This window comes from Pseudomonas sp. SLFW (assembly GCF_009905615.1).
Taxonomy (GTDB): Bacteria; Pseudomonadota; Gammaproteobacteria; order Pseudomonadales; family Pseudomonadaceae; genus Aquipseudomonas; species Aquipseudomonas bambusae.
The window spans coordinates 124,961-147,415 of record NZ_JAAAKW010000002.1 but is presented as its reverse complement, the minus strand read 5'-3'; the positions used below and the strand labels follow the sequence as shown (position 1 = coordinate 147,415).

Below are 22,455 nucleotides of genomic sequence, written 5' to 3'. Positions count from 1 at the left end.
GAAGAGGCCGCGTGATAGCGGCCTCTTTTTTTTCTGAGCTGACGCGTGACTTACTCGACAGTCACCGACTTCGCCAAATTCCGCGGCTGATCCACATCCGTGCCCTTCAACACTGCGACGTAGTACGACAACAGTTGTAGCGGGATGGTGTAGAGGATCGGGGCTAAGGCGTCGACGATGTGCGGCATCGAGATGACGTGGGTACCTTCGCCGTTGTTCAGGCCGGCTTGTTCGTCGGCGAAGACGATCAGCTCGCCCCCACGGGCGCGGACTTCCTGGAGGTTGGATTTCAGCTTTTCCAGCAGCTCGTTGTTCGGGGCTACCGTGACGACAGGCATGTCGCTGTCGACCAGAGCCAGCGGGCCATGTTTCAGCTCGCCAGCGGGGTAGGCTTCGGCGTGGATGTAGGAAATCTCTTTAAGTTTGAGCGCACCTTCCATTGCCACCGGGAATTGGGCACCACGGCCCAGGAACAGGGTGTGGTTCTTCTCGGCGAACAGCTCGGCCACTTTCTCCACGGTGCTGTCCATCGCCAGCGCTTCGCCCAACCGGGTCGGCAAGCGACGGAGTTCTTCGACCAGTTCGGCTTCAACGCCGGCTTCCAGCGTGCCTTTGACTTGGCCCAACGACAGGGTCAGCAGCATCAGCGCCACCAGTTGCGTGGTGAAGGCCTTGGTCGATGCGACACCGATTTCGGGACCGGCCTGGGTCAGCAGGGTCAGGTCGGATTCGCGTACCAGCGAGCTGATGCTGACGTTGCAGATGGCCAGGCTGGCGAGAAAGCCCAGCTCTTTGGCGTTGCGCAGTGCAGCAAGCGTGTCAGCGGTCTCGCCTGATTGCGAGATCGAGACGAACAGCGTGTCTGGCTGCACCACGACTTTGCGGTAGCGGAATTCGCTGGCCACTTCGACCTGACACGGAATGCCCGCCAGCCCTTCGAGCCAGTAACGCGCGACCATCCCCGCGTGATAGCTCGTGCCGCAGGCAACGATTTGCACGTTGCGCACTTTAGCGAACAGCTCGGCGGCTTGTGGACCGAAGGCCTGGACCAGCACCTGGCCGTGGCCGAGGCGGTTTTCCAGGGTGCGCTGCACGACTTTTGGCTGCTCGTGGATTTCCTTGAGCATGAAGTGGCGGAACTCGCCCTTGTCGGCCGCTTCTGCGCCTTCACGGTACTGGACCACTTCGCGCTCGACCGGCTGGCCATCTGCGGTCCAGATCTGGACGCTGTCACGGCGGATTTCAGCGATGTCGCCTTCTTCCAGGTACATGAAGCGGTCGGTGACCTGGCGCAGCGCCAATTGGTCCGATGCCAGGAAGTTTTCCCCAAGCCCCAAGCCCACCACTAGCGGGCTGCCACTGCGGGCAGCAATCAAACGATCCGGTTGCTTGGCGCTGATCACGGCCAGGCCGTATGCACCGTGCAGTTCTTTAACGGTGGCTTTCAGGGCAGCGGCCAGGTCCGGCGTGTCCTGCAGCTTATGGTGCAGCAAATGGACGATGACTTCTGTGTCCGTGTCGGACGTGAACAGGTAGCCCAGACCTTTCAGGCGCTCGCGCAGTGGCTCGTGGTTTTCGATGATGCCGTTGTGGACAACCGCCAACTCGCCGCTGGAGAAATGGGGGTGGGCGTTGTGTTCCAGCGGCGCACCGTGGGTGGCCCAACGGGTATGGGCAATGCCCAGGCGGCCCACCAATGGTTCACCTGCCAGCGATTGCTCCAACTCGTTGACCTTACCCACACGGCGACGGCGCTCCAATACACCGGCGTTACTGAACAGCGCGACACCGGCGCTGTCGTAGCCGCGGTATTCAAGGCGCTTGAGGCCCTCCAGCAGGATGGCTGTGACATTACGTTCAGCGACGGCGCCGACGATTCCACACATGGTCTTCTCCTAGGAAACAGCGGCGCAGATCAATGTCACGCCGCGAGCCTGAATTTGGTCGCGAGCCTCTTGGGGCAGGCGATCATCGGTAATGAGGGTGTGGACGCTGCTCCATGGCAGCTCCAGATTGGGAATCTTGCGACCGACTTTGTCGGCCTCGACCATCACGATCACTTCCCGGGCGACTTCCGCCATGACGCGGCTCAAGCCCAGCAGTTCGTTGAATGTCGTTGTACCGCGCTGTAAATCGATACCATCTGCGCCGATAAACAGTTGATCGAAATCGTAGGATCGGAGCACCTGTTCGGCGACTTGCCCCTGAAAGGACTCGGAATGAGGGTCCCAGGTGCCACCGGTCATCAACAGCACCGGCTCATGTTCCAACTCACCCAACGCGTTGGCAACATGCAAGGAATTGGTCATGACCACGAGGCCGGGTTGCTGGCCGAGTTCAGGAATCATCGCGGCGGTGGTACTGCCGCTGTCGATGATGATGCGCGCATGTTCACGAATACGCGCGACGGCGGCACGAGCGATGGCCTGCTTGTAACGCGACACTGGCTGTCCGGGTTCACCGATCAGCTCTTGTGGCATAGGCACAGCGCCGCCGTAGCGACGCAACAACAGACCATTGCTTTCAAGCGCTGCCAAATCTTTACGAATCGTAACTTCGGATGTTTCGAAACGCTTTGCCAACGCATCCACACTTACCTCACCCTGCTCGTTAAGCAGCGTAAGAATGTTGTGGCGGCGTTGAGGGGTATTGCGCTTCGACATGGTCGACCTTAAGTTTCGTTTCGAAAGATAACGATCGTAATTGAAACCTATCGAAAGATGTTCGTCAAGAGGTGGCTGTGAAATGGCGGCATATTTCGAGGGCGGTGCATTCGAATGCCAAGCAGCGTGGCACATGGGGACTGAATCCGGCCTGAACGCCCTCACTGACGCTCACGCCGGTTCCAATTGTGGATAACTCAGGTTTTCTTGGTTTTAACTGGCCGCTTCCAGCCGTCGATATTGCGCTGACGCGCGCGTGCGACTGCCAATTGCTCGGCACCTACATTTTGATTGATGGTTGAACCAGCGGCCGTCGTGGCACCGGATGAGATATCCACAGGCGCGACCAGAGAGTTGTTGGAGCCGATGAACACGTCTTCGCCCAGGATGGTCTTGTGCTTGTTCGCACCATCGTAATTACAGGTGATCGTGCCGGCACCGACGTTGGTACGCGCGCCGATGACCGCGTCACCCAGATAAGTCAGATGACCCGCCTTGGCGCCCTCGCCCATCTCGGCATTCTTCAACTCGACAAAATTACCCACATGGGCGCGAGGGCCCAGCACGCTGCCAGGACGCAGACGCGCGAACGGGCCTGCGTCGGCCGCTTCACCCACGATGGCGCCCTCAAGGTGGCTGTTGGCCTTGATGATGGCGCCTTTGCGCAGGGTGCTGTCCTTGATCACGCAGTTCGGACCGATGGACACGTCGTCCTCAATCACGACACGGCCTTCGAGGATCACGTTCACGTCGATCAGCACGTCGCGGCCCACGGTGACGTCGCCTCGCACATCAAATCGCGCAGGATCACGGAGCGTCACGCCTAGGGCCATCAGTCGGCGGCCTTCACGCATCTGATAGTGGCGTTCAAGCTCCGCGAGTTGTTTGCGGTCGTTGGCGCCTTGCACTTCCATCGCGTCCAGCGGCTGCGCCGTGGCCACGGTCAGACCATCGTACACCGCCATGGCGATAACGTCGGTAAGGTAGTACTCGCCCTGAGCATTGTTGTTCGACAGACGACCGAGCCAGTCGGCGAGACGTTTGCCCGGCACCGCCAGAATGCCGGTATTCCCTTCCTTGATCGCCTTCTGTGCCTCGGTGGCGTCTTTGTGTTCGACGATGGCGCTGACACGGTTATCTGCGTCGCGGACGATGCGGCCGTAGCCGGTGGGGTCATTCAGATTGACTGTCAGCAGGCCGAGCTGTTGGTCATTCACAAGGGTCAAGAGGCGTTGCAGTGTTTCCACCTCGATCAACGGCACATCGCCGTAGAGAATCAGCACGGTGTCAGCACTCAGGACAGGTACAGCCTGCGCTACGGCGTGGCCGGTGCCCAGTTGCTTGTCCTGCAGCACAAAGCTCAGGTCGTCAGCGGCGAGACGGTCCCGTACCAGATCCGCGCCGTGGCCAATCACGACTTGAATGCTCTGCGGAGAAAGCTGACGGGCGCTGTGGATAACATGGCCCAGCATAGAGTTGCCGGCGACCGGGTGCAGCACCTTGGGCAGCGCCGAACGCATGCGGGTGCCCTGACCTGCGGCGAGAATGACGATATCGAGAGACATGAAGGGATTCCAGGCGGACTAGCCTCAGCCTTGGCCGGGCAGGTGGTTCAGGAGAAAGAGCCGAAAAAGAAAAAGGGTAGCCGAGGCTACCCTTTTACTCAATCGCGCATGAGAGCCGCCGACCTTAGCCCCCGAACTTCTTGCGAATTTGCTGAACGGTACGCAGCTGGGCTGCGGCTTCCGCCAGACGTGCAGCAGCAGATCCGTAGTCGAAATCTGCGCCTTTTTCATTCAGGGCTTTCTCGGCAGCCTTGACGGCTTCCTGAGCAGAGGCTTCGTCCAGGTCGGCAGCGCGTTGCACGGTATCGGCAAGCACTTTGACCATGTTCGGTTGAACCTCAAGGAAACCACCGGAGATGTAAAACACCTCGGCTTCTCCACCCTGCTTGATCAGACGGATAGGACCCGGCTTCAGATCAGTGATCAGCGGCGCGTGACCTGGAGCAATACCGATATCACCCAGGTTACCGTGTGCAATCACCATCTCGACCAGACCGGAGAAAATCTCTCCTTCCGCGCTGACGATATCGCAATGGACTGTCATAGCCATTTGCTTGCCTCAACCTGATTAGCGCCCGTTGCCGGGCGCCTGGATTACAGTTTCTTGGCTTTCTCGATCGCTTCTTCGATGCCGCCGACCATGTAGAACGCTTGTTCTGGCAGATGGTCGTACTCACCGGCGAGGATGCCTTTGAAGCCAGCAATGGTGTCTTTCAGGGAAACGTATTTACCCGAAGCACCGGTGAAGACTTCAGCCACGAAGAACGGCTGCGACAGGAAGCGCTGAATCTTACGAGCGCGGGATACCAACTGCTTGTCGGTTTCCGACAGCTCGTCCATACCCAGGATCGCGATGATGTCTTTCAGCTCTTTGTAGCGCTGCAGAACATACTGGACGCCGCGAGCGGTGTCGTAGTGGTCCTGGCCGATAACGTTCGGGTCCAGTTGGCGCGAAGTCGAGTCCAGTGGGTCAACCGCCGGGTAGATACCCAGGGAAGCGATGTCACGGGACAGAACGACGGTGGCGTCCAAGTGGGCGAAAGTGGTCGCTGGCGACGGGTCGGTCAAGTCGTCCGCTGGTACGTATACCGCCTGGATCGACGTGATCGAACCTTCTTTGGTCGAAGTGATGCGCTCTTGCAGCACGCCCATCTCTTCAGCCAGGGTCGGTTGGTAACCTACTGCGGAAGGCATACGGCCCAGCAGTGCGGATACTTCGGTACCGGCCAGTGTGTAACGGTAGATGTTGTCGACGAACAGCAGAACGTCGTTACCTTCGTCACGGAACTTCTCTGCCATGGTCAGGCCGGTCAGAGCAACGCGCAGACGGTTTCCCGGCGGCTCGTTCATCTGGCCGTATACCAAGGCTACTTTGTCCAGAACGTTGGAGTCCTTCATCTCGTGGTAGAAGTCGTTACCCTCACGGGTACGCTCACCCACACCAGCGAACACGGAATAACCGCTGTGCTCGATGGCGATGTTACGGATCAGTTCCATCATGTTTACGGTCTTGCCGACACCGGCACCACCGAACAGACCGACTTTACCGCCCTTGGCGAACGGGCAAACCAGGTCGATAACCTTGATGCCGGTTTCCAACAGGTCGTTGCCGCCTGCCTGATCAGCGAACGAAGGCGCTGGACGGTGAATGCCCCAACGCTCGTCAGCTTCGATCGGGCCCGCTTCGTCGATCGGGTTACCCAGGACGTCCATGATACGGCCCAGGGTACCTTTACCGACCGGTACGGAGATGGCTGCGCCGCTGTCGATAACGTCCAGACCGCGCTTCAAGCCTTCGGTAGAACCCATCGCAATGGTACGAACCACGCCGTCGCCCAGCTGCTGCTGAACTTCCAGGGTGGTTTCCGCGCCTTGTACTTTCAGCGCGTTGTAGATGCTCGGTACGCTGTCGCGTGGAAATTCCACGTCGATCACGGCGCCGATGATTTGAACGATACGTCCGCTACTCATTAGCTGGATCCTCTGAATATTTGAACCGTTAAACCGCGGCAGCGCCGCTGACGATTTCCGAGATCTCTTGGGTGATCGCTGCCTGACGTGCCTTGTTGTAGATCAGCTGCAAATCGCTGATCAGGTCGCCGGCGTTGTCAGTAGCGTTCTTCATCGCGATCATCCGCGCGGCTTGTTCAGCTGCGTTGTTCTCGACCACCGCCTGGTACACCTGCGACTCCACGTAACGGACCATCAAGCCGTCCAGCAGCTCTTTAGCGTCGGGTTCGTACAGGTAATCCCAGTGGTGCTTGAGTTCTTGATCCTGGGTGGCGACCAACGGAATCAACTGCTCGACCGTTGGTTGCTGAGTCATGGTGTTGATGAACTTGTTGGATACCACGGACAGGCGGTCAATACGGCCCTCCAGGTAGGCATCCAGCATCACCTTGACGCTGCCGATCAAATCGTTGATCGACGGCTCTTCGCCCAAGTGGCTGATCGCAGCGACGACGTTACCGCCGAAGTTGCGGAAAAACGCCGCACCTTTGCTGCCGACCACGCACAGATCGATCTCTACGCCGTTTTCACGGTTCTTCGCCATGTCCTTGACCAAAGCCTTGAACAGGTTGGTATTCAAGCCACCGCACAGACCACGGTCACTGCTTACCACGATATAACCGACGCGCTTGACTTCACGGTCGATCATGAACGGGTGGCGGTATTCCGGGTTAGCGTTGGCAAGATGACCAATCACCTGGCGGATGCGCTCCGCGTAAGGACGGCTAGCAGCCATGCGCATTTGAGCCTTGCGCATTTTACTGACCGCCACTTTTTCCATGGCGCTGGTGATCTTTTGCGTGCTTTTGATGCTCGCAATCTTGCTGCGAATCTCTTTTGCGCCTGCCATGTAACACCTATCAGGTTAGCAAGCGGGAGCCTCGCGGCTCCCGCTGCGGCTTACCAGGTTTGGGTGGCCTTGAACTTCTCGATACCGGCTTTCAGGCCAGAATCGATTTCGTCATTGAAGTCACCCTTCACGTTGATCTTGGCCATCAAATCGGCGTGATCGCGGTTGAAGTAAGCAATCAGCGCTTGTTCGAAGCTGCCGACTTTGGCGATTTCAACGTCGGTCAGGAACCCACGTTCAGCGGCATACAGCGACAGCGACATGTCAGCGATCGACATTGGCGCATATTGCTTCTGCTTCATCAGCTCGGTAACGCGCTGACCATGCTCAAGTTGCTTACGGGTCGCTTCGTCCAGGTCAGAAGCGAACTGGGCGAATGCCGCCAGTTCACGGTACTGAGCCAGAGCGGTACGGATACCACCGGACAGCTTCTTGATGATCTTGGTCTGAGCGGCACCACCCACACGGGATACCGAAACACCGGCGTTCACTGCCGGACGGATGCCGGAGTTGAACATGGCCGATTCCAGGAAGATCTGACCGTCGGTGATGGAAATCACGTTGGTCGGAACGAACGCGGAAACGTCGCCAGCCTGGGTTTCGATGATCGGCAATGCGGTCAGCGAACCGGTTTTGCCGGTCACTGCGCCATTGGTGAACTTCTCTACATATTCTTCCGAAACGCGGGATGCGCGCTCCAGCAGACGGGAGTGGAGATAGAACACGTCGCCTGGGTAAGCTTCACGTCCTGGTGGACGACGCAGCAACAGGGAAATCTGGCGATAAGCCACAGCCTGCTTGGACAGATCGTCATAAACGATCAGCGCGTCTTCACCACGGTCGCGGAAGAATTCGCCCATGGTGCAACCGGCATACGGAGCCAGGAATTGCAGCGCAGGGGATTCGGAAGCACTGGCAGCCACGATGATCGTGTTGGCCAGAGCGCCGTTTTCTTCCAGCTTGCGAACAACGTTGGCGATGGTCGATTGCTTCTGACCAACTGCTACGTATACGCAAAAAATGCCGCTGTCTTTCTGGTTGATGATCGCGTCGATCGCCAGAGCGGTTTTACCGATCTGACGGTCACCGATGATCAGCTCACGCTGGCCACGGCCGACAGGGATCATGGCATCGACAGCCTTGTAGCCAGTCTGTACAGGCTGGTCTACCGACTTACGCCAGATAACGCCCGGAGCAACCTTCTCGACCGCATCGGTCTCGGTGTTGTTCAGGGGGCCTTTGCCGTCGACCGGGTTACCCAGTGCGTCGACAACGCGACCCAGCAGTTCCTTACCAACCGGAACTTCCAGGATGCGGCCGGTGCACTTGGCACTCATGCCTTCAGCCAGCGATGTGTAAGCGCCCAGTACCACCGCACCCACGGAGTCTTGCTCCAGGTTCAGTGCCATACCGTAAACGCCGCCCGGGAACTCGATCATTTCGCCGTACATAGCGTCGGCCAGACCGTGAATCCGCACGATACCGTCAGACACGCTGACGACAGTGCCTTCGTTTCGGGCTTGGGAGGCTACATCGAGTTTCTCGATGCGGCCCTTGATGATTTCACTTATTTCGGAAGGATTGAGTTGCTGCATTGCTCTGCTGCCCCTTCAAACTCAAGATTTCAATGCTTCGGCTAGTTGCGCGAGTTTGCCGCGAACTGAGCCATCGATAACCAGGTCGCCGGCGCGGATGATGACACCACCTATCAGGGCAGCATCCTCCGCAGCGTGCAGGCGCACTTCCCGGCCGAGCCGTGCACTGAGAACCTTGGCGAGTTTGTCTTGCTGTTCTTGGTTCAATGCGAAAGCACTGGTGACATCCACATCTACCGATTTTTCCTGCTCGGCCTTGTACAGCTCGAACAGTTCGGAGATCTCCGGCAGAAGCTGGAGACGGTCGTTTTCAGCAACGACGTGGATGAAATTCTGTGCCTTGGCATCGAACTTGTCGCCGCACACTTCAATAAAAGTGGCGGCCTTGTCTGCGCTCGTCAGTCGCGGGGCCTTGAGCAGGCGCTGCATTGTGTCGTCTTGCGACACTGCAGCAGCCAGGCCGAGCATGGCTGACCAATTGGCCAGTTGCTGGTGGGCCTGGGCATGCTCGAAGGCTGCCTTAGCGTAAGGTCGGGCCAACGTGGTCAGTTCTGCCATGATCGCCCTCGCTTAAATTTCTGCTGCCAGTTTGTTAACCAGCTCCGCGTGCGCGTTTTGATCGATTGTGGCACCCAGAATCTTCTCTGCGCCGTTGACTGCCAGGCTGCCCAGTTGGGCGCGCAGCGCGTCTTTGACGCCGTTCAGTTCCTGCTCGATCTCGGCCTGAGCCTGAGCTTTGATGCGGTCAGCATCGACACGGGCCTGTTCACGGGCTTCGTCGACAATCTGGTTACCGCGTTTCTTGGCTTGCTCAATGATTTCAGCTGCCTGAGCTTTCGCTTCGCGCAGTTGCTGACCCGCTTTATCTTGGGCCAGCTCCAGGTCGCGAGCTGCTCGTGTAGCAGCGTCCAGTCCATCCGCGATCTTCTTCTGACGTTCGTGCAAAGCCGCGATGACCGGAGGCCACACGAACTTCATGCAGAACAGCACAAAAATGAAGAACGCAACGGACTGGCCAATCAGGGTTGCATTAATGTTCACGCCAACACCTCGCTCGTTCGTTGTCCATCACACCAATCAACTCGAAAATTCGAGCGATTAGCCAGCGAGTTGACCAACGAAGGGGTTCGCAAAAGTGAAGAACAGAGCGATACCAACACCGATCATGGTTACGGCGTCGAGCAGACCAGCCACGATGAACATTTTAACTTGCAGCATTGGAACCATTTCTGGTTGACGCGCGGCGCCTTCCAGGAATTTACCGCCCAGCAAGCCGAAACCGATTGCAGTACCCAGTGCGCCCAGGCCGATCAGCAGTGCAACAGCGATAGCAGTTAGACCAACTACAGTTTCCATCTTTCCTCCCGACTTTTACGTCGTATTGGTTAGGTTTTTTTAGATTAAAGCGGTAAAGCAAAATCGTTTTTTACATCCGCCCTTGCGGGCGCCCCCTCACCGCAATGAGGGGATCATCAGACTCGCCAGGCGAGTCTTAATGGTTATCTTCGTGAGCCATCGACAGGTAGACGATGGTCAGCATCATGAAGATGAACGCTTGCAGGGTGATGATCAGGATGTGGAATACAGCCCACGCCCACTGCAGAACCACGCCCAGACCGCTCAGCCAGAGCAAGCCGCTGCCGAACATGACCGCGATCAGGATGAACACCAGTTCACCAGCGTACATGTTGCCGAAGAGACGCAGGGCCAGAGAAACCGGTTTGGCGATCAGCGTCACGAATTCAAGCAGGAAGTTCACAGGAATCAACAGCGCCTGAACCAGAACATTCTTGCTACCGAACGGGTGAAGTGTCAGCTCGCCAATGAAACCGCCGATGCCTTTGACCTTGATGCTGTAGAAAATGATCAGTGCGAAGACCGACAGCGCCATACCGATGGTGGCGTTCGGGTCGGTGGTCGACACGGCGCGGAACGGAATGTGGTGGTCACCGGAAATCATGACGGCCAACTGTGGAATCCAGTCAACGGGTACCAGGTCGACCGCGTTCATCAGGAATACCCAGACGAAAATGGTCAGTGCCAGCGGAGCGATGACCGCGCTGCGACCGTGGAAGCTGTCTTTGACGCTGCCGTCGACGAACTCGATCAGGACTTCAACGAAGTTTTGCAGTGCACCTGGTTGACCAGAAGTCGCCTTTTTGGCGGCCATGCGGAAAATCAGGACGAAAATCAGACCCAGAGCAACCGACCAGCCGAGAGTATCGAGGTGGAAAGCCCAAAAGCCCATTTCTTTTGCTTCTGCTGCGGAATGCGCGAAGCCCCAAGTGCCGTCAGGCAAATGACCGAAGGTCAAGTTCTGCAAGTGGTGCTGGATATAGCCCGAAGCTGTTTGCTCTGCCATGGTTGCCTCAAACGCCCTAAGGTCTCAAAAGTCTTGTTCTCATTAGCAGGGGTGCGAACCAACTGACCAACTGGGTCAGTATGAACACGCCGAAGACCGCCAGCGGGGCCAGCGGCTTCACACCTGCGAAGGTCAGTGCAAAAAGCACTGCCGTGAAAATCAGTTTGCCCGCCTCGCCGGCATAGAACGACCGAACGATGGCTTGCGCTGCCCTGGCACCGGAATACCGAAATGCCTTATGAGCAAAGTACAAATTGGGCAGCCACGCTATCAGGCCTCCGCACAGCCCTGAATACCCAGCTACGACTCCATGCCACTGCCAAAGCGTCACCGCCGCCAGTAACAGGAAAATAAATTGAGCCAGCAGTACCGGGAAAACAGCCAGGCGATGGAATGGCAAGCGGTTTGGCGTGCGTGTCTCCATCACATGGGCTCCTCGTATGCCAGCCGCCAAAATCAATAACTTGGCATAATTTGTGCCGACAAAATGCGCGCAGAGTATAGGGGCGGTTCAGCCCCTATTCAACTGCTGGGTAGTGATTTCCGACTACACGCTACGGACTATTTGTTTCAGCGAATGTGGGCGAGGACACCCTGCAACTCATCGAGCGAGTTATAGCGAATCACAAGCTGGCCTTTACCCTTCTGCCCATGGCGAATCTGCACGTTAGAGCCTAGCCGCTCGGCCAGACGCTGTTCGAGTCGCGTGATATCCGGGTCGGCTTTGGCGGGAGCGGCAGGCTCTTGTTTACCACTCAACCACTGGCGCACAAGTGCCTCAGTCTGGCGCACGGTAAGACCGCGTGCGACAACATGTCGCGCCCCGTCCACCTGCCGTTCTTCCGGCAAACCCAACAATGCACGGGCATGACCCATTTCCAGATCACCATGGGACAACATGGTCTTGATCACCTCAGGCAGCGCGATCAGGCGCAGGAGGTTGGCAACGCTGACGCGCGACTTGCCCACAGCCTCGGCCACCTGCTGCTGGGTCAGTTGAAATTCCTGCTGCAGACGTTGCAGTGCAATGGCCTCTTCGATCGGATTCAGGTCTTCACGCTGAATGTTCTCGATGAGCGCCATGGCGATGGCGGCTTCATCCGGCACATCGCGCACCATCGCCGGAATGGTGTCCACGCCGGCCTGCTGACTGGCACGCCAGCGGCGTTCACCGGCAATGATCTCGTAGCGGTTGTCAGCGATCGGCCGTACCACGATCGGCTGCATGACACCCTGCGCTTTGATCGAGTTGGCCAGTTCTTCCAGCGCTTGCGGGTCCATGTCCCGACGCGGCTGGTACTTACCGCGCTGAATCAGGTCCAGTGGAATGTGTTGCAGCTCACGCTGATCAGCCTTGACGGCCTGTTCTTCCAGCGCGCTGACGGTAGGACTGCTCAGAAGTGCGTCCAACCCACGCCCGAGTCCTCGTTTCTTGACGGCCATGGGATTTCCTTAAGTGGGCTGGGCTGCGGCGCGTGACGTACCGCGACGTTGACGACGAACCATTTCGCCGGCCAGGGCCAGGTACGCCAAGGCGCCTCGGGATGTCTTGTCATAGGCCAGCGCCGGCATGCCGAAGCTCGGCGCTTCTGCCAGACGGATGTTGCGCGGGATCACCGTGTCGTAAAGCTGATCGCCGAAGTGTTCCTTCAACTGCGCGGAAACGTCGTTGATCAGGCTGAGGCGCGGGTCATACATCGTCCTCAGCAGGCCTTCGACTTTGAGCTGTGGATTCAGCAATTCGGCGATGCGCTTGATGTTATCCACAAGGTCGCTCAGACCTTCCAAAGCGAAGTATTCGCACTGCATGGGAATGATCACGCCATCGGCCGCAACCAGTGCGTTGAGCGTGAGCATCGACAATGATGGTGGGCAGTCGATGAGGATGTAATCGTAGTTTTCCCGAATCGGTCCCAGCGCGGTGCGCAAACGGGACTCTTTCATCTGCATTTCCAGCAGAACGACTTCGGCGGCGGTCAGGTCACGGTTGGCCGGCAGGAGCTGATAGCCGCCGTGCTCGGAAAAATGCATCGCCTGATTCAGATCACATTCGCCGATCAGCAGATCGTAGACCGAATGTTCCAGCGCGTGCTTATCCACACCGCTGCCCATGGTGGCGTTGCCTTGTGGATCGAGGTCGATCAACAGCACCCGACGCTTGGTGGCGACCAGCGACGCTGCGAGGTTGATGCAGGTGGTGGTTTTACCCACACCCCCTTTTTGGTTCGCTATCGCGAATACCTTAGCCATTATTGCGTGTGTTCCCTGTCATGCCGTGCGGCGCAGTATCAGCAGATGCCGTTGACCTTGGCAACCGGGGACGGCCAAGGCTTGCGCGCTTTCCAGATGAAAATCTGCGGGCAATGCTACCAGTTCGTCCGCAGGATGCAGACCTTTCATCGCCAGCCAGCGTGTTTCGGTGTCGCCCATGTGCCGCGTCCACTGCGTGAAGTCTTCAAGGCTGCTGAAAGCGCGGGAGATGATCCCGGTGAACGGCACGTCTGGCTGGAAGGCTTCTGCGCGGCTGTGGATAACTTCCAGGTTGTCGAGCTTCAGCTCAAGTTTGACCTGGGTAAGAAACCGGGTTTTCTTTCCGTTGCTGTCAAGGCACGTGACTTTCATGTCCGGAAACAGGATCGCAAGCGGAATGCCTGGCATGCCTCCGCCGCTGCCGACGTCCAACTGGCGGTTTCCTTCGATGAAAGGCACCACGCTCAGACTGTCCAGCAAATGCCGGGACACCATTTCATCAGGATCACGGACGGCGGTCAGGTTGTACGCCTTGTTCCATTTGATCAACAGCGCCAGATAACCCAGCAGCTGCGTGTGCTGGGTTTCGGTCAGCTCGACGCCAAGCTCGCGGGCGCCGAGGGTCAATTCTTCTGCGTGTTGCGGGGTGACCATAGAACTCAAGCGCTTTGCTCCAACTGACGGCCCGCGCCGCGTTTTTTCAAATGAATCATCAACAATGAAATCGCTGCTGGAGTAACGCCCGGAATGCGGGATGCCTGGCCGAGGGTCTCTGGACGAGTTATCCCCAGCTTGCTCTGAATTTCTTTCGAAAGCCCGCAAATGCCGGTGTAGTCGATGTCCGCTGGAAGCTTGGTGTCTTCACTGGCGCGCAGGCGTGCAATTTCATCCTGCTGGCGGTCGATGTATCCCGCATATTTGGTCTTGATCTCAACCTGTTCAGCGACCTGTGGATCAATTGATCCATTGCCTGTGATGGCTACAAGGCTTGCGTAGTCCACTTCCGGACGGCTGAGCAGATTCAGCAGATTGTATTCGTGGGTCAGCGGCGTACCGAAGTGAGCCGAGACCGCATCGCCCTGTTCCGTACCTGGTCGAATCCAGGTGGATTTCAGGCGCTGTTCTTCCAGTTCGATGCCTTCGCGCTTGGCGCAGAACGCTGCCCAACGCGCATCATCGACCAAGCCCAGCTCGCGACCTTTTTCAGTCAGGCGCAAATCGGCATTGTCTTCCCGCAAGATCAGCCGGTATTCGGCGCGGGAAGTAAACATCCGGTACGGTTCCTGGGTGCCAAGGGTGATCAAATCATCCACAAGCACGCCGATGTAGGCCTCATCGCGGCGAGGGCACCAGCTTTCTTTGCCTTGGGCCCGCAGCGCAGCGTTGGCGCCGGCGAGCAGACCTTGCGCACCGGCTTCTTCGTAACCGGTAGTGCCGTTGATCTGACCCGCGAAGAACAGACCACCAATCACCTTGGTTTCCAGACTGTATTTCAGGTCCCGCGGATCGAAGTAGTCGTACTCGATGGCGTACCCGGGACGCACGATGTGGGCATTTTCCATCCCGCGAATCGATCGCACGATCTGCAATTGCACGTCAAAAGGCAAAGACGTCGAGATGCCGTTCGGATACAGCTCGTGGGTAGTCAACCCTTCCGGCTCAATGAAGACCTGATGGCTTTCCTTGTCCGCAAAGCGGTGAATCTTGTCTTCAATCGACGGGCAGTAGCGAGGACCGACGCCTTCGATCTCACCGGCAGCGGAATACATCGGCGAGCGATCAAGGTTGGCCGCGATGATTTCGTGGGTGCGTGCGTTGGTGTGTGTAATCCAGCAACTGACCTGGCGAGGATGCTGTTCCTTCGAACCCACGAACGACATCACCGGAATCGGCGTGTCTCCCGGTTGCTCGGTCATCACGGAGAAATCAACAGACCGGCCATCGATGCGGGGCGGTGTACCTGTTTTCAAGCGGCCAACGCGTAAGGGCAATTCTCGAAGACGCCTTGCCAACGCGATTGAGGGAGGGTCGCCGGCGCGGCCGCCTGAGTAGTTCTGCAACCCAATGTGGATAAGTCCACCGAGGAAGGTTCCGGTAGTCAACACGACAGAATCTGCCATGAAACGCAGGCCCATCTGTGTGACTACACCGCGCACCTGATCCTGCTCGACGATAAGGTCGTCGCAGGATTGCTGGAATATCCACAGGTTCGGCTGGTTTTCAATGATCTCGCGGATGGCAGCCTTGTAGAGGATGCGATCTGCCTGGGCACGTGTCGCACGCACCGCTGGGCCTTTGCGACTGTTCAAAACGCGAAATTGAATACCGCCCAGATCAGTGGCGGTAGCCATTGCCCCGCCAAGCGCATCGATCTCCTTGACCAGATGGCTTTTACCAATGCCGCCAATAGCGGGGTTGCAACTCATTTGGCCGAGGGTTTCCACGTTGTGCGTGAGCAGCAGGGTTTTCGCACCCATGCGAGCAGACGCCAGTGCTGCCTCGGTACCGGCATGACCGCCGCCGATGACGATCACTTCAAAACGGGAAGGGAAATCCACCACGCACCTCGTGCCTGTTAATGGGGGGAATAGGAAATTGGCGGCAAGTATAGGGACTTCGCCCCCCTGAAAGGAACCTTTTGCACAAAATTTAACCAACTGTGGATGAATGGCAGATAAAAAAATAAAAAGAAGAGAAATTTATAAAAGCTTTGTTTTTATGTTTATGTTTAGTGGACCGCCTTTCTGTGGATAGATTCATACAGCCCACATGCTACCTGCTGTACAGAGAATCAAAACTCTGTGATCAGGTAGCAATGAGCGCGTTGGATAACCCGTTTAAGCCTGTGGATTAAATGATCTGTTACCCACAGGGGGGATTATCCTCAGGTCAAAGGCCAACTTATCAACTGAGCTGATTGGCGGTTATGCACAGGGCTCATTTCTCATTTCGTAGTGGCTTCGCGGTTAAAAAGCAGACGCACGAAAGCGATCCGACGGCCTGAACGGTGCGGATGGAAAGAATGTGAAGGAGAAAAAACAGGCAGACCGCGAAAAAGGGTCCGCCTGTGGACAAGCGGAGGCGTTATTTACCGATGCAGAAGCTGGAAAAGATGCGTCCCAGCAGATCATCTGAGCTGAACGCGCCTGTAATCTCGCCCAGGAACTGCTGTGCCAGTCGCAAATCTTCAGCCAGCAACTCACCGGCGCCCGCCAGTGTCAGCTGTGAACGACCGTGTTCGAGGGAGGCGCTGGCCTTGTGCAGCGCTTCCAGATGACGCCGACGGGCGCTGAAGCTGCTTTCAGAGGTCTGTTGATAACCCATGCAGGCTTTCAGGTGCTCGCGCAGCAGTTCAAGGCCCTCTCCGCCGGCCTTGGCACTCAGGTTGATCGTGACGTGGCCGTCGGCGCTCATCTGTAGCCCTACGATGTCTCCGCTGATATCGGTTTTGTTCCGGATCAATGTGACGTTGGCAGGATCAGGGCGTTCATCAAGAAATTCTGGCCACAGGGCAAATGGGTTCACGGCCTCAGGCGCAGTGGCATCAACCACGAGCAAGATGCGATCGGCCTCACCAATCGCTTTCAAGGCTCGTTCGACACCTATCCTCTCTACTTGGTCGTCGGTATCGCGGAGCCCCGCAGTGTCAACGACGTGAAGTGGCATCCCATCAATGTGGATATGTTCCCGAAGCACATCTCGCGTGGTGCCCGCGACCTCTGTAACGATTGCAGCCTCACGACCGGCCAGCGCATTCAGCAGGCTGGATTTTCCAGCGTTCGGACGGCCAGCGATTACCACAGTCATACCATCGCGTAACAGCGCGCCTTGATTGGCCTCACGCTGCACTGTGGACAACTGTTCGCGAACGTCATCAAGCATGCTGAGCACATGGCCATCCGCAAGGAAGTCGATCTCTTCTTCGGGGAAGTCAATCGCGGCTTCAACGTAGATACGCAGCTTGATGAGCTTCTCTGTAAGGCTATGCACACGTTGGGAAAATGCACCTTGTAACGAACGCAGCGCATTTCGGGCCGCTTGTGCAGAACTCGCTTCGATCAGGTCAGCAATGGCCTCGGCTTGAGCGAGGTCGAGTTTGTCGTTGAGAAATGCACGTTCGCTGAATTCTCCTGGGCGGGCCAGGCGACTACCGAGTTGTACACAGCGCTGCAGCAGCATATCGAGCACGATCGGGCCGCCGTGGCCTTGCAGTTCCAGCACATCTTCGCCGGTAAAGGAGTTCGGACCCTGGAAATACAGGGCGATGCCTTCATCGATGATCTGACCGTGTTCATCCTGAAATGGGCCGTAATGAGCGTGCCGTGGCAGCAGTTGCTTGCCGACGATGGCCTGCGCCGCCGCACTCGCCAACGGGCCGGAGATACGCACAATCCCAACGCCTCCCCGACCTTGAGCAGTGGCAATGGCGGCGATGGTTTCACGAGGGACATTCATGGTCCGGCTCCTGAATAACTGACGGATAGCAAAACGCCCCACGAGGGGGCGTTATGCATTACTTATTCACAGGGTAGATCAAGCAGCGGCTTTCTTGGCCTTGGCCTCGATGTTGCGCGTGATGTACCACTGTTGAGTGATGGACAGGGTGTTGTTCACCACCCAGTACAGCACCAGGCCTGCCGGGAACCACAGGAAGAAGAAGGTGAAGATGATCGGCATCAGCTTCATCACCTTGGCTTGCATCGGGTCCGGAGGTGTAGGGTTCAGACGCTGCTGGATGAACATGGTCGCGCCCATGATGATCGGCAGGATAAAGAACGGATCCTTGATCGACAGGTCGGTTATCCACAGCAGCCAAGGCGCTTGACGCATCTCGACGCTTTCCAGCAATACCCAGTACAGCGACAGGAACACCGGCATTTGAACAAGAATTGGCAAGCATCCACCCAACGGGTTGATCTTCTCTTTCTTGTACAGCTCCATCATCGACTGCGAAAGCTTCTGACGGTCATCGCCATGTTGCTCTTTCAGAGCAGCCAGACGCGGCGCTACGGCACGCATGCGCGCCATCGACTTGTAGCTGGCGGCAGACAGAGGGAAGAAAAGCCCTTTGATCAGCATGGTGAGGAAGATGATCGACCAACCCCAGTTACCCACAATGCTGTGGATATGTTGCAGCAGCCAGAAGATTGGCTGGGCAATGAACCACAGAATACCGTAATCGACCGTCAGTTCCAGACCTGGGGACAACTCTTTCAGAACAGCCTGGCTCTTCGGACCCGCATACAGCGTGGTCGTTGTTTCGGCCTTGGCACCCGGTGCGATCGTCACCGCAGGACCGGTGAAGCCAATAATGTAGTTGCCAGCACTGTCTTTACGGGTGGTCACGGTGTTGCTGTCAGCCTTGTTCGGAATCCATGCGGTCACGAAATAGTGCTGCAACCAGGCCACCCAGCCACCCTGAACGGTGTCTTTTACAGAGCCTTTGTCGATGTCCTTCATTGAAACCTTTTTGTAAGGCTCCGAAGGTGTCCACATCGCCGCACCCAAGTACGTGGCAGTACCGGTCGCAGTGGTCGACGAAGGGTCGGCACTGGCATCGCGCTTCAGCTGAGCGAACAGGTTGCCGTTCCAGGGCTGAGCACTCTGGTTGTCGATCAAGTAGCTGACGGTCAGGTCGTACAAGCCGCGTTTGAATGTGAAACGCTTGATGTAGTTGACGCCGGCATCGCTGAATTTCAGGTCGACGACCAGATCATTCTGACCATCAGCCAGTTGGAAGCTTTTCTGTGTGGCCGAGTAGACCGGACGACCACCCGCGCGTGCATCAGGGCCGTTTGCACCCGTCAGACCGCTTTGCGCAAGAAAAGTACGCTCGCCACCGTTGTCGAACAGCTGGAATGGAATCTCTGGGTGGTCTTGACGACGAGGATAAAGTGGCAAGCGAAGTTGCACCACATCACCGCCCACCGGGTCGATTTCCAGATTCAACACATCGGTTTTGACCTGAATCAGGTCTTTACTGGCGACAACCGGCGTCTCGACAGGCGCGGCTACTTCACCTGTTGCACTTGGAACGTCTGCATTGGCAGCAGCTGTACCTTGCGGGGTGTCAGGGAGCGCGGATGTGTTGGTGTTGGCGGCAACATTCTGAGTCGGCAAAGCAGCCTGACCATAGTCCTGGTTCCATTTCAGGACACCGACATAGGTCACGATTGCCAGGGCGACGATCAGGATCGTGCGTTTAATATCCATGATTACTCGGCCATCGAAGAGGAACGGGAGGTGGGAGCTGATGGAACCGGGTCGAAACCACCGGGATTCCAAGGATGACAGCGGCCTAAACGGCGTAAGGTCAGCCAGCCGCCGCGTACCAGGCCATGATGTTCAATGGCTTCGTACGCATAGCAGGAGCAACTGGGGTAGAAACGACAGTTTCTGGCCATCAGCGGACTAATGGCGTAGCGGTAAAACTGGATCGAAGCGAGCGCCAGTTTACGCATCTGGACTGTCTACCCCCGCAGTTTCGGTTTTGACTTCTGGAGTGGGTCGGCTGCGCGCCAGACGTTTCCAGAGCTTGCCGAAATGCTGAATCAATTCGGGGTTTTCAATGTCACCCAAGCCTTTACGCGCGACAACTACGATATCCCATCCAGCCAGGTTGTCCTGGTGGAGACGAAACGATTCGCGCATCAGGCGTTTCAAACGATTGCGCTCAACGGAAAGCTTGACGCTCTTCTTACCGATCACCAAACCCAAGCGGGCGTGATCCAGGTCGTTGTTGCGCACAAGGAGCAGGAGATTTTTCCCCGGAACCTTGCCGGCGGGGGAGTCAAAGACTGCCTTGAAATGCCGGGGTGTCAGCAAACGCTTTTCCCGACTGAAGTCCTGACTCACCACCTGTGCCGATTAATCAAACTGCCAGACGCTTACGGCCTTTGGCGCGACGACGCGACAGAACTGCACGGCCGTTTTTGGTAGCCATACGAGCACGGAAACCGTGGGTGCGGGCGCGCTTGATGGTGCTCGGTTGGAAAGTACGTTTCATGGTGTGTTACCTGGTTCGTCCACAACGGGCCGGAATGACCCCGTTTTAAGAGAGCGGGGATTCTAGAGAAAGCAAGCTCGCAGGTCAATTTCCAACCAGCGTTTCGTGCATTTACTTCATGGATGGATTTTCAGCGCCTTGGGCAAGGCTTCTCGGAGAGCGCGAAGGATTAGACATAGAAATAAAGAAGGAAAGTATTTAAAGCTTCTCTGTAAAGCTTATAAGAGCTAGGGTTCTATGTATCTGTGGATAAGATTCTGAAAGCCAGGTTATGTGTGCTGTACAGAGAAATGAAAGCCTGTCGAAAAACCGTGCTCCGCCTGTGCTGCACCCTCGGAAAACCTGTGCGCGAAACCCGCATTTATCCACAGGGTGGTTGTCCACAGATTTTCAGTCCACGTTATGCAAAGAGCTCATTTACCGTTATCCACAGGGCTTATGCACAGATACCGGCCCCTCTTTCATAACTATAAGATCTTGATTTTGAGATGCCTGTCAGCCTGCCACATGTGGATAAGTCGGCTGGGGCTGGGTACAATGGGCGCTTGTTTTTGCCTCACCGGCTTTCGAAACTTAGGGGATATCCGTGTCAGTGGAACTTTGGCAGCAGTGCGTGGAGCTTTTGCGCGATGAGCTGCCTGCCCAGCAATTCAACACCTGGATCCGTCCACTACAGGTCGAAGCCGAGGGCGACGAGTTGCGTGTCTATGCGCCTAACCGGTTCGTGCTCGACTGGGTGAATGAAAAATACCTGGGCCGTATGCTCGAACTCTTGGGTGAAAAAGGCCAAGGTATTGCACCTGCGCTTTCTTTATTAATAGGCAGCAAACGGAGTTCAGCGCCTCGTGCCGCGCCGAATGCTCCACTGGCGGCCGCAGCAGCAGCGTCTCAGGCCGCTCAGAACTCGGGTAGCACTCCTACACCCGTCCAGCAGCCTGTTGCCGAACCCATGTCAGCGCCCTCGCCCCTTGTCCAGGCGATACTGGAGGTGGACGACGAGCCATCACGTGCCAGTTTTGACCCCATGGCAGGCGCGAGTTCTCAGCAGGCGCCTGCCAGGGCCGAGCAGCGTAATGTTCAGGTCGAGGGTGCGTTAAAGCACACGAGCTATCTGAACCGTACGTTTACGTTCGAGAATTTCGTTGAAGGTAAATCCAACCAGCTGGCCCGCGCCGCGGCCTGGCAGGTAGCGGACAATCCCAAGCATGGCTACAACCCGCTCTTCCTTTATGGAGGGGTTGGTCTCGGTAAGACGCACTTGATGCACGCTGTGGGTAACCACCTGCTCAAGAAGAATCCGAATGCCAAAGTCGTATACCTGCACTCTGAACGTTTCGTGGCCGACATGGTCAAGGCATTGCAGCTGAATGCGATCAACGAATTCAAGCGTTTCTATCGCTCGGTCGACGCATTGCTGATCGACGACATTCAGTTTTTTGCCCGTAAGGAACGTTCGCAGGAAGAGTTTTTCCACACCTTCAACGCACTGCTGGAAGGCGGACAGCAGGTCATTCTCACCAGTGACCGTTATCCCAAAGAGATCGAAGGTCTTGAAGAACGTCTCAAGTCGCGCTTTGGCTGGGGCTTGACCGTGGCCGTCGAGCCACCCGAGCTCGAAACACGCGTCGCGATCCTGATGAAAAAAGCGGATCAGGCGAAGGTCGACCTGCCTCACGATGCCGCATTCTTCATTGCCCAGCGTATCCGCTCAAACGTACGTGAGCTGGAAGGCGCGCTGAAGCGTGTCATCGCTCACTCGCACTTCATGGGCCGTGATATCACCATTGAGCTGATTCGTGAATCGCTCAAGGACCTGCTGGCGTTGCAAGACAAGCTTGTGAGTGTGGATAACATTCAGCGCACCGTCGCTGAGTACTACAAGATCAAGATATCTGACCTGTTGTCTAAACGGCGTTCCAGGTCGGTCGCGCGGCCGCGCCAGGTAGCGATGGCGTTGTCCAAGGAGCTGACGAACCACAGCTTGCCAGAGATTGGCGATGTGTTCGGCGGTCGGGACCACACCACGGTGCTGCACGCCTGCCGCAAGATCAACGAACTTAAAGAATCCGATGCGGACATCCGCGAGGACTACAAGAACCTGCTGCGCACGCTGACTACGTAATGCCAGCGCAGCTTATCAAGGCAAGGGACTAG

Annotated in this window: 22 protein-coding genes; 1 reads left to right on the top strand and 21 read right to left on the bottom strand. The window is 57.0% G+C overall.

Annotation, left to right across the window (positions count from 1 at the left end; translation table 11 throughout):
* Positions 1 to 50: 50 nt before the first annotated feature.
* The 21 genes from glmS to rpmH form a co-directional block, all read right to left on the bottom strand.
* Positions 51 to 1,886, bottom strand: a complete 1,836-nt coding sequence (glmS, locus tag GVN17_RS04030) for a glutamine--fructose-6-phosphate transaminase (isomerizing) (protein ID WP_166593947.1) — start codon at positions 1,884 to 1,886, stop codon at positions 51 to 53.
* Positions 1,887 to 1,895: 9 nt separating this feature from the next.
* Complete coding sequence (locus GVN17_RS04025; RefSeq protein ID WP_166594272.1) at positions 1,896 to 2,663, bottom strand: DeoR/GlpR family DNA-binding transcription regulator; 768 nt, start codon at positions 2,661 to 2,663, stop codon at positions 1,896 to 1,898.
* A 197-nt stretch (positions 2,664 to 2,860) separates the two neighbouring features.
* Complete coding sequence (gene glmU, locus GVN17_RS04020; protein WP_166593946.1) at positions 2,861 to 4,228, bottom strand: bifunctional UDP-N-acetylglucosamine diphosphorylase/glucosamine-1-phosphate N-acetyltransferase GlmU; 1,368 nt, start codon at positions 4,226 to 4,228, stop codon at positions 2,861 to 2,863.
* A gap of 124 nt (positions 4,229 to 4,352) precedes the next feature.
* A complete protein-coding gene (locus tag GVN17_RS04015) occupies positions 4,353 to 4,778 on the bottom strand; it encodes a F0F1 ATP synthase subunit epsilon (protein WP_043192055.1) in 426 nt (141 codons plus the stop codon).
* A 44-nt stretch (positions 4,779 to 4,822) separates the two neighbouring features.
* The gene (gene atpD, locus GVN17_RS04010) at positions 4,823 to 6,199 is read right to left on the bottom strand and encodes a F0F1 ATP synthase subunit beta (protein WP_166593945.1); all 1,377 of its coding nucleotides are present in this window, start codon (positions 6,197 to 6,199) and stop codon (positions 4,823 to 4,825) included.
* Between the two features lie 28 nt (positions 6,200 to 6,227).
* Positions 6,228 to 7,088 (bottom strand): F0F1 ATP synthase subunit gamma, encoded by an 861-nt coding sequence (gene atpG, locus GVN17_RS04005; protein ID WP_166593944.1) that lies wholly within the window; start codon positions 7,086 to 7,088, stop codon positions 6,228 to 6,230.
* Positions 7,089 to 7,138: 50 nt separating this feature from the next.
* Entirely contained in the window at positions 7,139 to 8,683 is a 1,545-nt protein-coding gene (atpA, locus tag GVN17_RS04000; protein ID WP_108236322.1) for a F0F1 ATP synthase subunit alpha, read from the bottom strand.
* A 21-nt stretch (positions 8,684 to 8,704) separates the two neighbouring features.
* Positions 8,705 to 9,241: a F0F1 ATP synthase subunit delta gene (locus GVN17_RS03995; RefSeq protein ID WP_166593943.1), complete on the bottom strand. Its 537-nt coding sequence runs from the start codon at positions 9,239 to 9,241 to the stop codon at positions 8,705 to 8,707.
* 12 nt (positions 9,242 to 9,253) lie between these two features.
* Positions 9,254 to 9,724 (bottom strand): F0F1 ATP synthase subunit B, encoded by a 471-nt coding sequence (locus tag GVN17_RS03990; RefSeq protein WP_166593942.1) that lies wholly within the window; start codon positions 9,722 to 9,724, stop codon positions 9,254 to 9,256.
* A gap of 57 nt (positions 9,725 to 9,781) precedes the next feature.
* Positions 9,782 to 10,039 carry a F0F1 ATP synthase subunit C gene (gene atpE / locus GVN17_RS03985; protein ID WP_002555987.1) on the bottom strand — a complete coding sequence of 86 codons (258 nt, stop codon included), beginning with the start codon at positions 10,037 to 10,039 and terminating at the stop codon, positions 9,782 to 9,784.
* Positions 10,040 to 10,175: 136 nt separating this feature from the next.
* The gene (gene atpB / locus GVN17_RS03980) at positions 10,176 to 11,045 is read right to left on the bottom strand and encodes a F0F1 ATP synthase subunit A (RefSeq protein ID WP_081564624.1); all 870 of its coding nucleotides are present in this window, start codon (positions 11,043 to 11,045) and stop codon (positions 10,176 to 10,178) included.
* A gap of 16 nt (positions 11,046 to 11,061) precedes the next feature.
* Entirely contained in the window at positions 11,062 to 11,469 is a 408-nt protein-coding gene (locus GVN17_RS03975) for a F0F1 ATP synthase subunit I (protein WP_166593941.1), read from the bottom strand.
* Positions 11,470 to 11,615: 146 nt separating this feature from the next.
* Positions 11,616 to 12,488, bottom strand: a complete 873-nt coding sequence (locus tag GVN17_RS03970; protein ID WP_166593940.1) for a ParB/RepB/Spo0J family partition protein — start codon at positions 12,486 to 12,488, stop codon at positions 11,616 to 11,618.
* Between the two features lie 9 nt (positions 12,489 to 12,497).
* Positions 12,498 to 13,295, bottom strand: a complete 798-nt coding sequence (locus tag GVN17_RS03965; protein WP_166593939.1) for a ParA family protein — start codon at positions 13,293 to 13,295, stop codon at positions 12,498 to 12,500.
* Positions 13,296 to 13,313: 18 nt separating this feature from the next.
* A complete protein-coding gene (gene rsmG, locus GVN17_RS03960) occupies positions 13,314 to 13,949 on the bottom strand; it encodes a 16S rRNA (guanine(527)-N(7))-methyltransferase RsmG (RefSeq protein WP_178115701.1) in 636 nt (211 codons plus the stop codon).
* A 5-nt stretch (positions 13,950 to 13,954) separates the two neighbouring features.
* Complete coding sequence (gene mnmG, locus GVN17_RS03955) at positions 13,955 to 15,853, bottom strand: tRNA uridine-5-carboxymethylaminomethyl(34) synthesis enzyme MnmG (RefSeq protein ID WP_166593937.1); 1,899 nt, start codon at positions 15,851 to 15,853, stop codon at positions 13,955 to 13,957.
* Between the two features lie 526 nt (positions 15,854 to 16,379).
* On the bottom strand, positions 16,380 to 17,750 hold the full coding sequence (gene mnmE, locus GVN17_RS03950; protein ID WP_166594271.1) for a tRNA uridine-5-carboxymethylaminomethyl(34) synthesis GTPase MnmE: 1,371 nt from the start codon (positions 17,748 to 17,750) through the stop codon (positions 16,380 to 16,382).
* 78 nt (positions 17,751 to 17,828) lie between these two features.
* A complete protein-coding gene (gene yidC, locus GVN17_RS03945; RefSeq protein WP_166593936.1) occupies positions 17,829 to 19,508 on the bottom strand; it encodes a membrane protein insertase YidC in 1,680 nt (559 codons plus the stop codon).
* Positions 19,509 to 19,510: 2 nt separating this feature from the next.
* Positions 19,511 to 19,756 carry a membrane protein insertion efficiency factor YidD gene (gene yidD, locus GVN17_RS03940; protein ID WP_166593935.1) on the bottom strand — a complete coding sequence of 82 codons (246 nt, stop codon included), beginning with the start codon at positions 19,754 to 19,756 and terminating at the stop codon, positions 19,511 to 19,513.
* Entirely contained in the window at positions 19,749 to 20,150 is a 402-nt protein-coding gene (gene rnpA, locus GVN17_RS03935) for a ribonuclease P protein component (RefSeq protein ID WP_166593934.1), read from the bottom strand. Before rnpA ends, yidD begins: the two co-directional genes overlap by 8 nt.
* A gap of 16 nt (positions 20,151 to 20,166) precedes the next feature.
* Positions 20,167 to 20,301 (bottom strand): 50S ribosomal protein L34, encoded by a 135-nt coding sequence (gene rpmH, locus GVN17_RS03930; RefSeq protein ID WP_002551315.1) that lies wholly within the window; start codon positions 20,299 to 20,301, stop codon positions 20,167 to 20,169.
* 586 nt (positions 20,302 to 20,887) lie between these two features.
* Between rpmH and dnaA the strand changes: the two genes are divergently transcribed.
* Positions 20,888 to 22,423 (top strand): chromosomal replication initiator protein DnaA, encoded by a 1,536-nt coding sequence (dnaA, locus tag GVN17_RS03925; RefSeq protein ID WP_166593933.1) that lies wholly within the window; start codon positions 20,888 to 20,890, stop codon positions 22,421 to 22,423.
* Positions 22,424 to 22,455 lie beyond the last annotated feature (32 nt).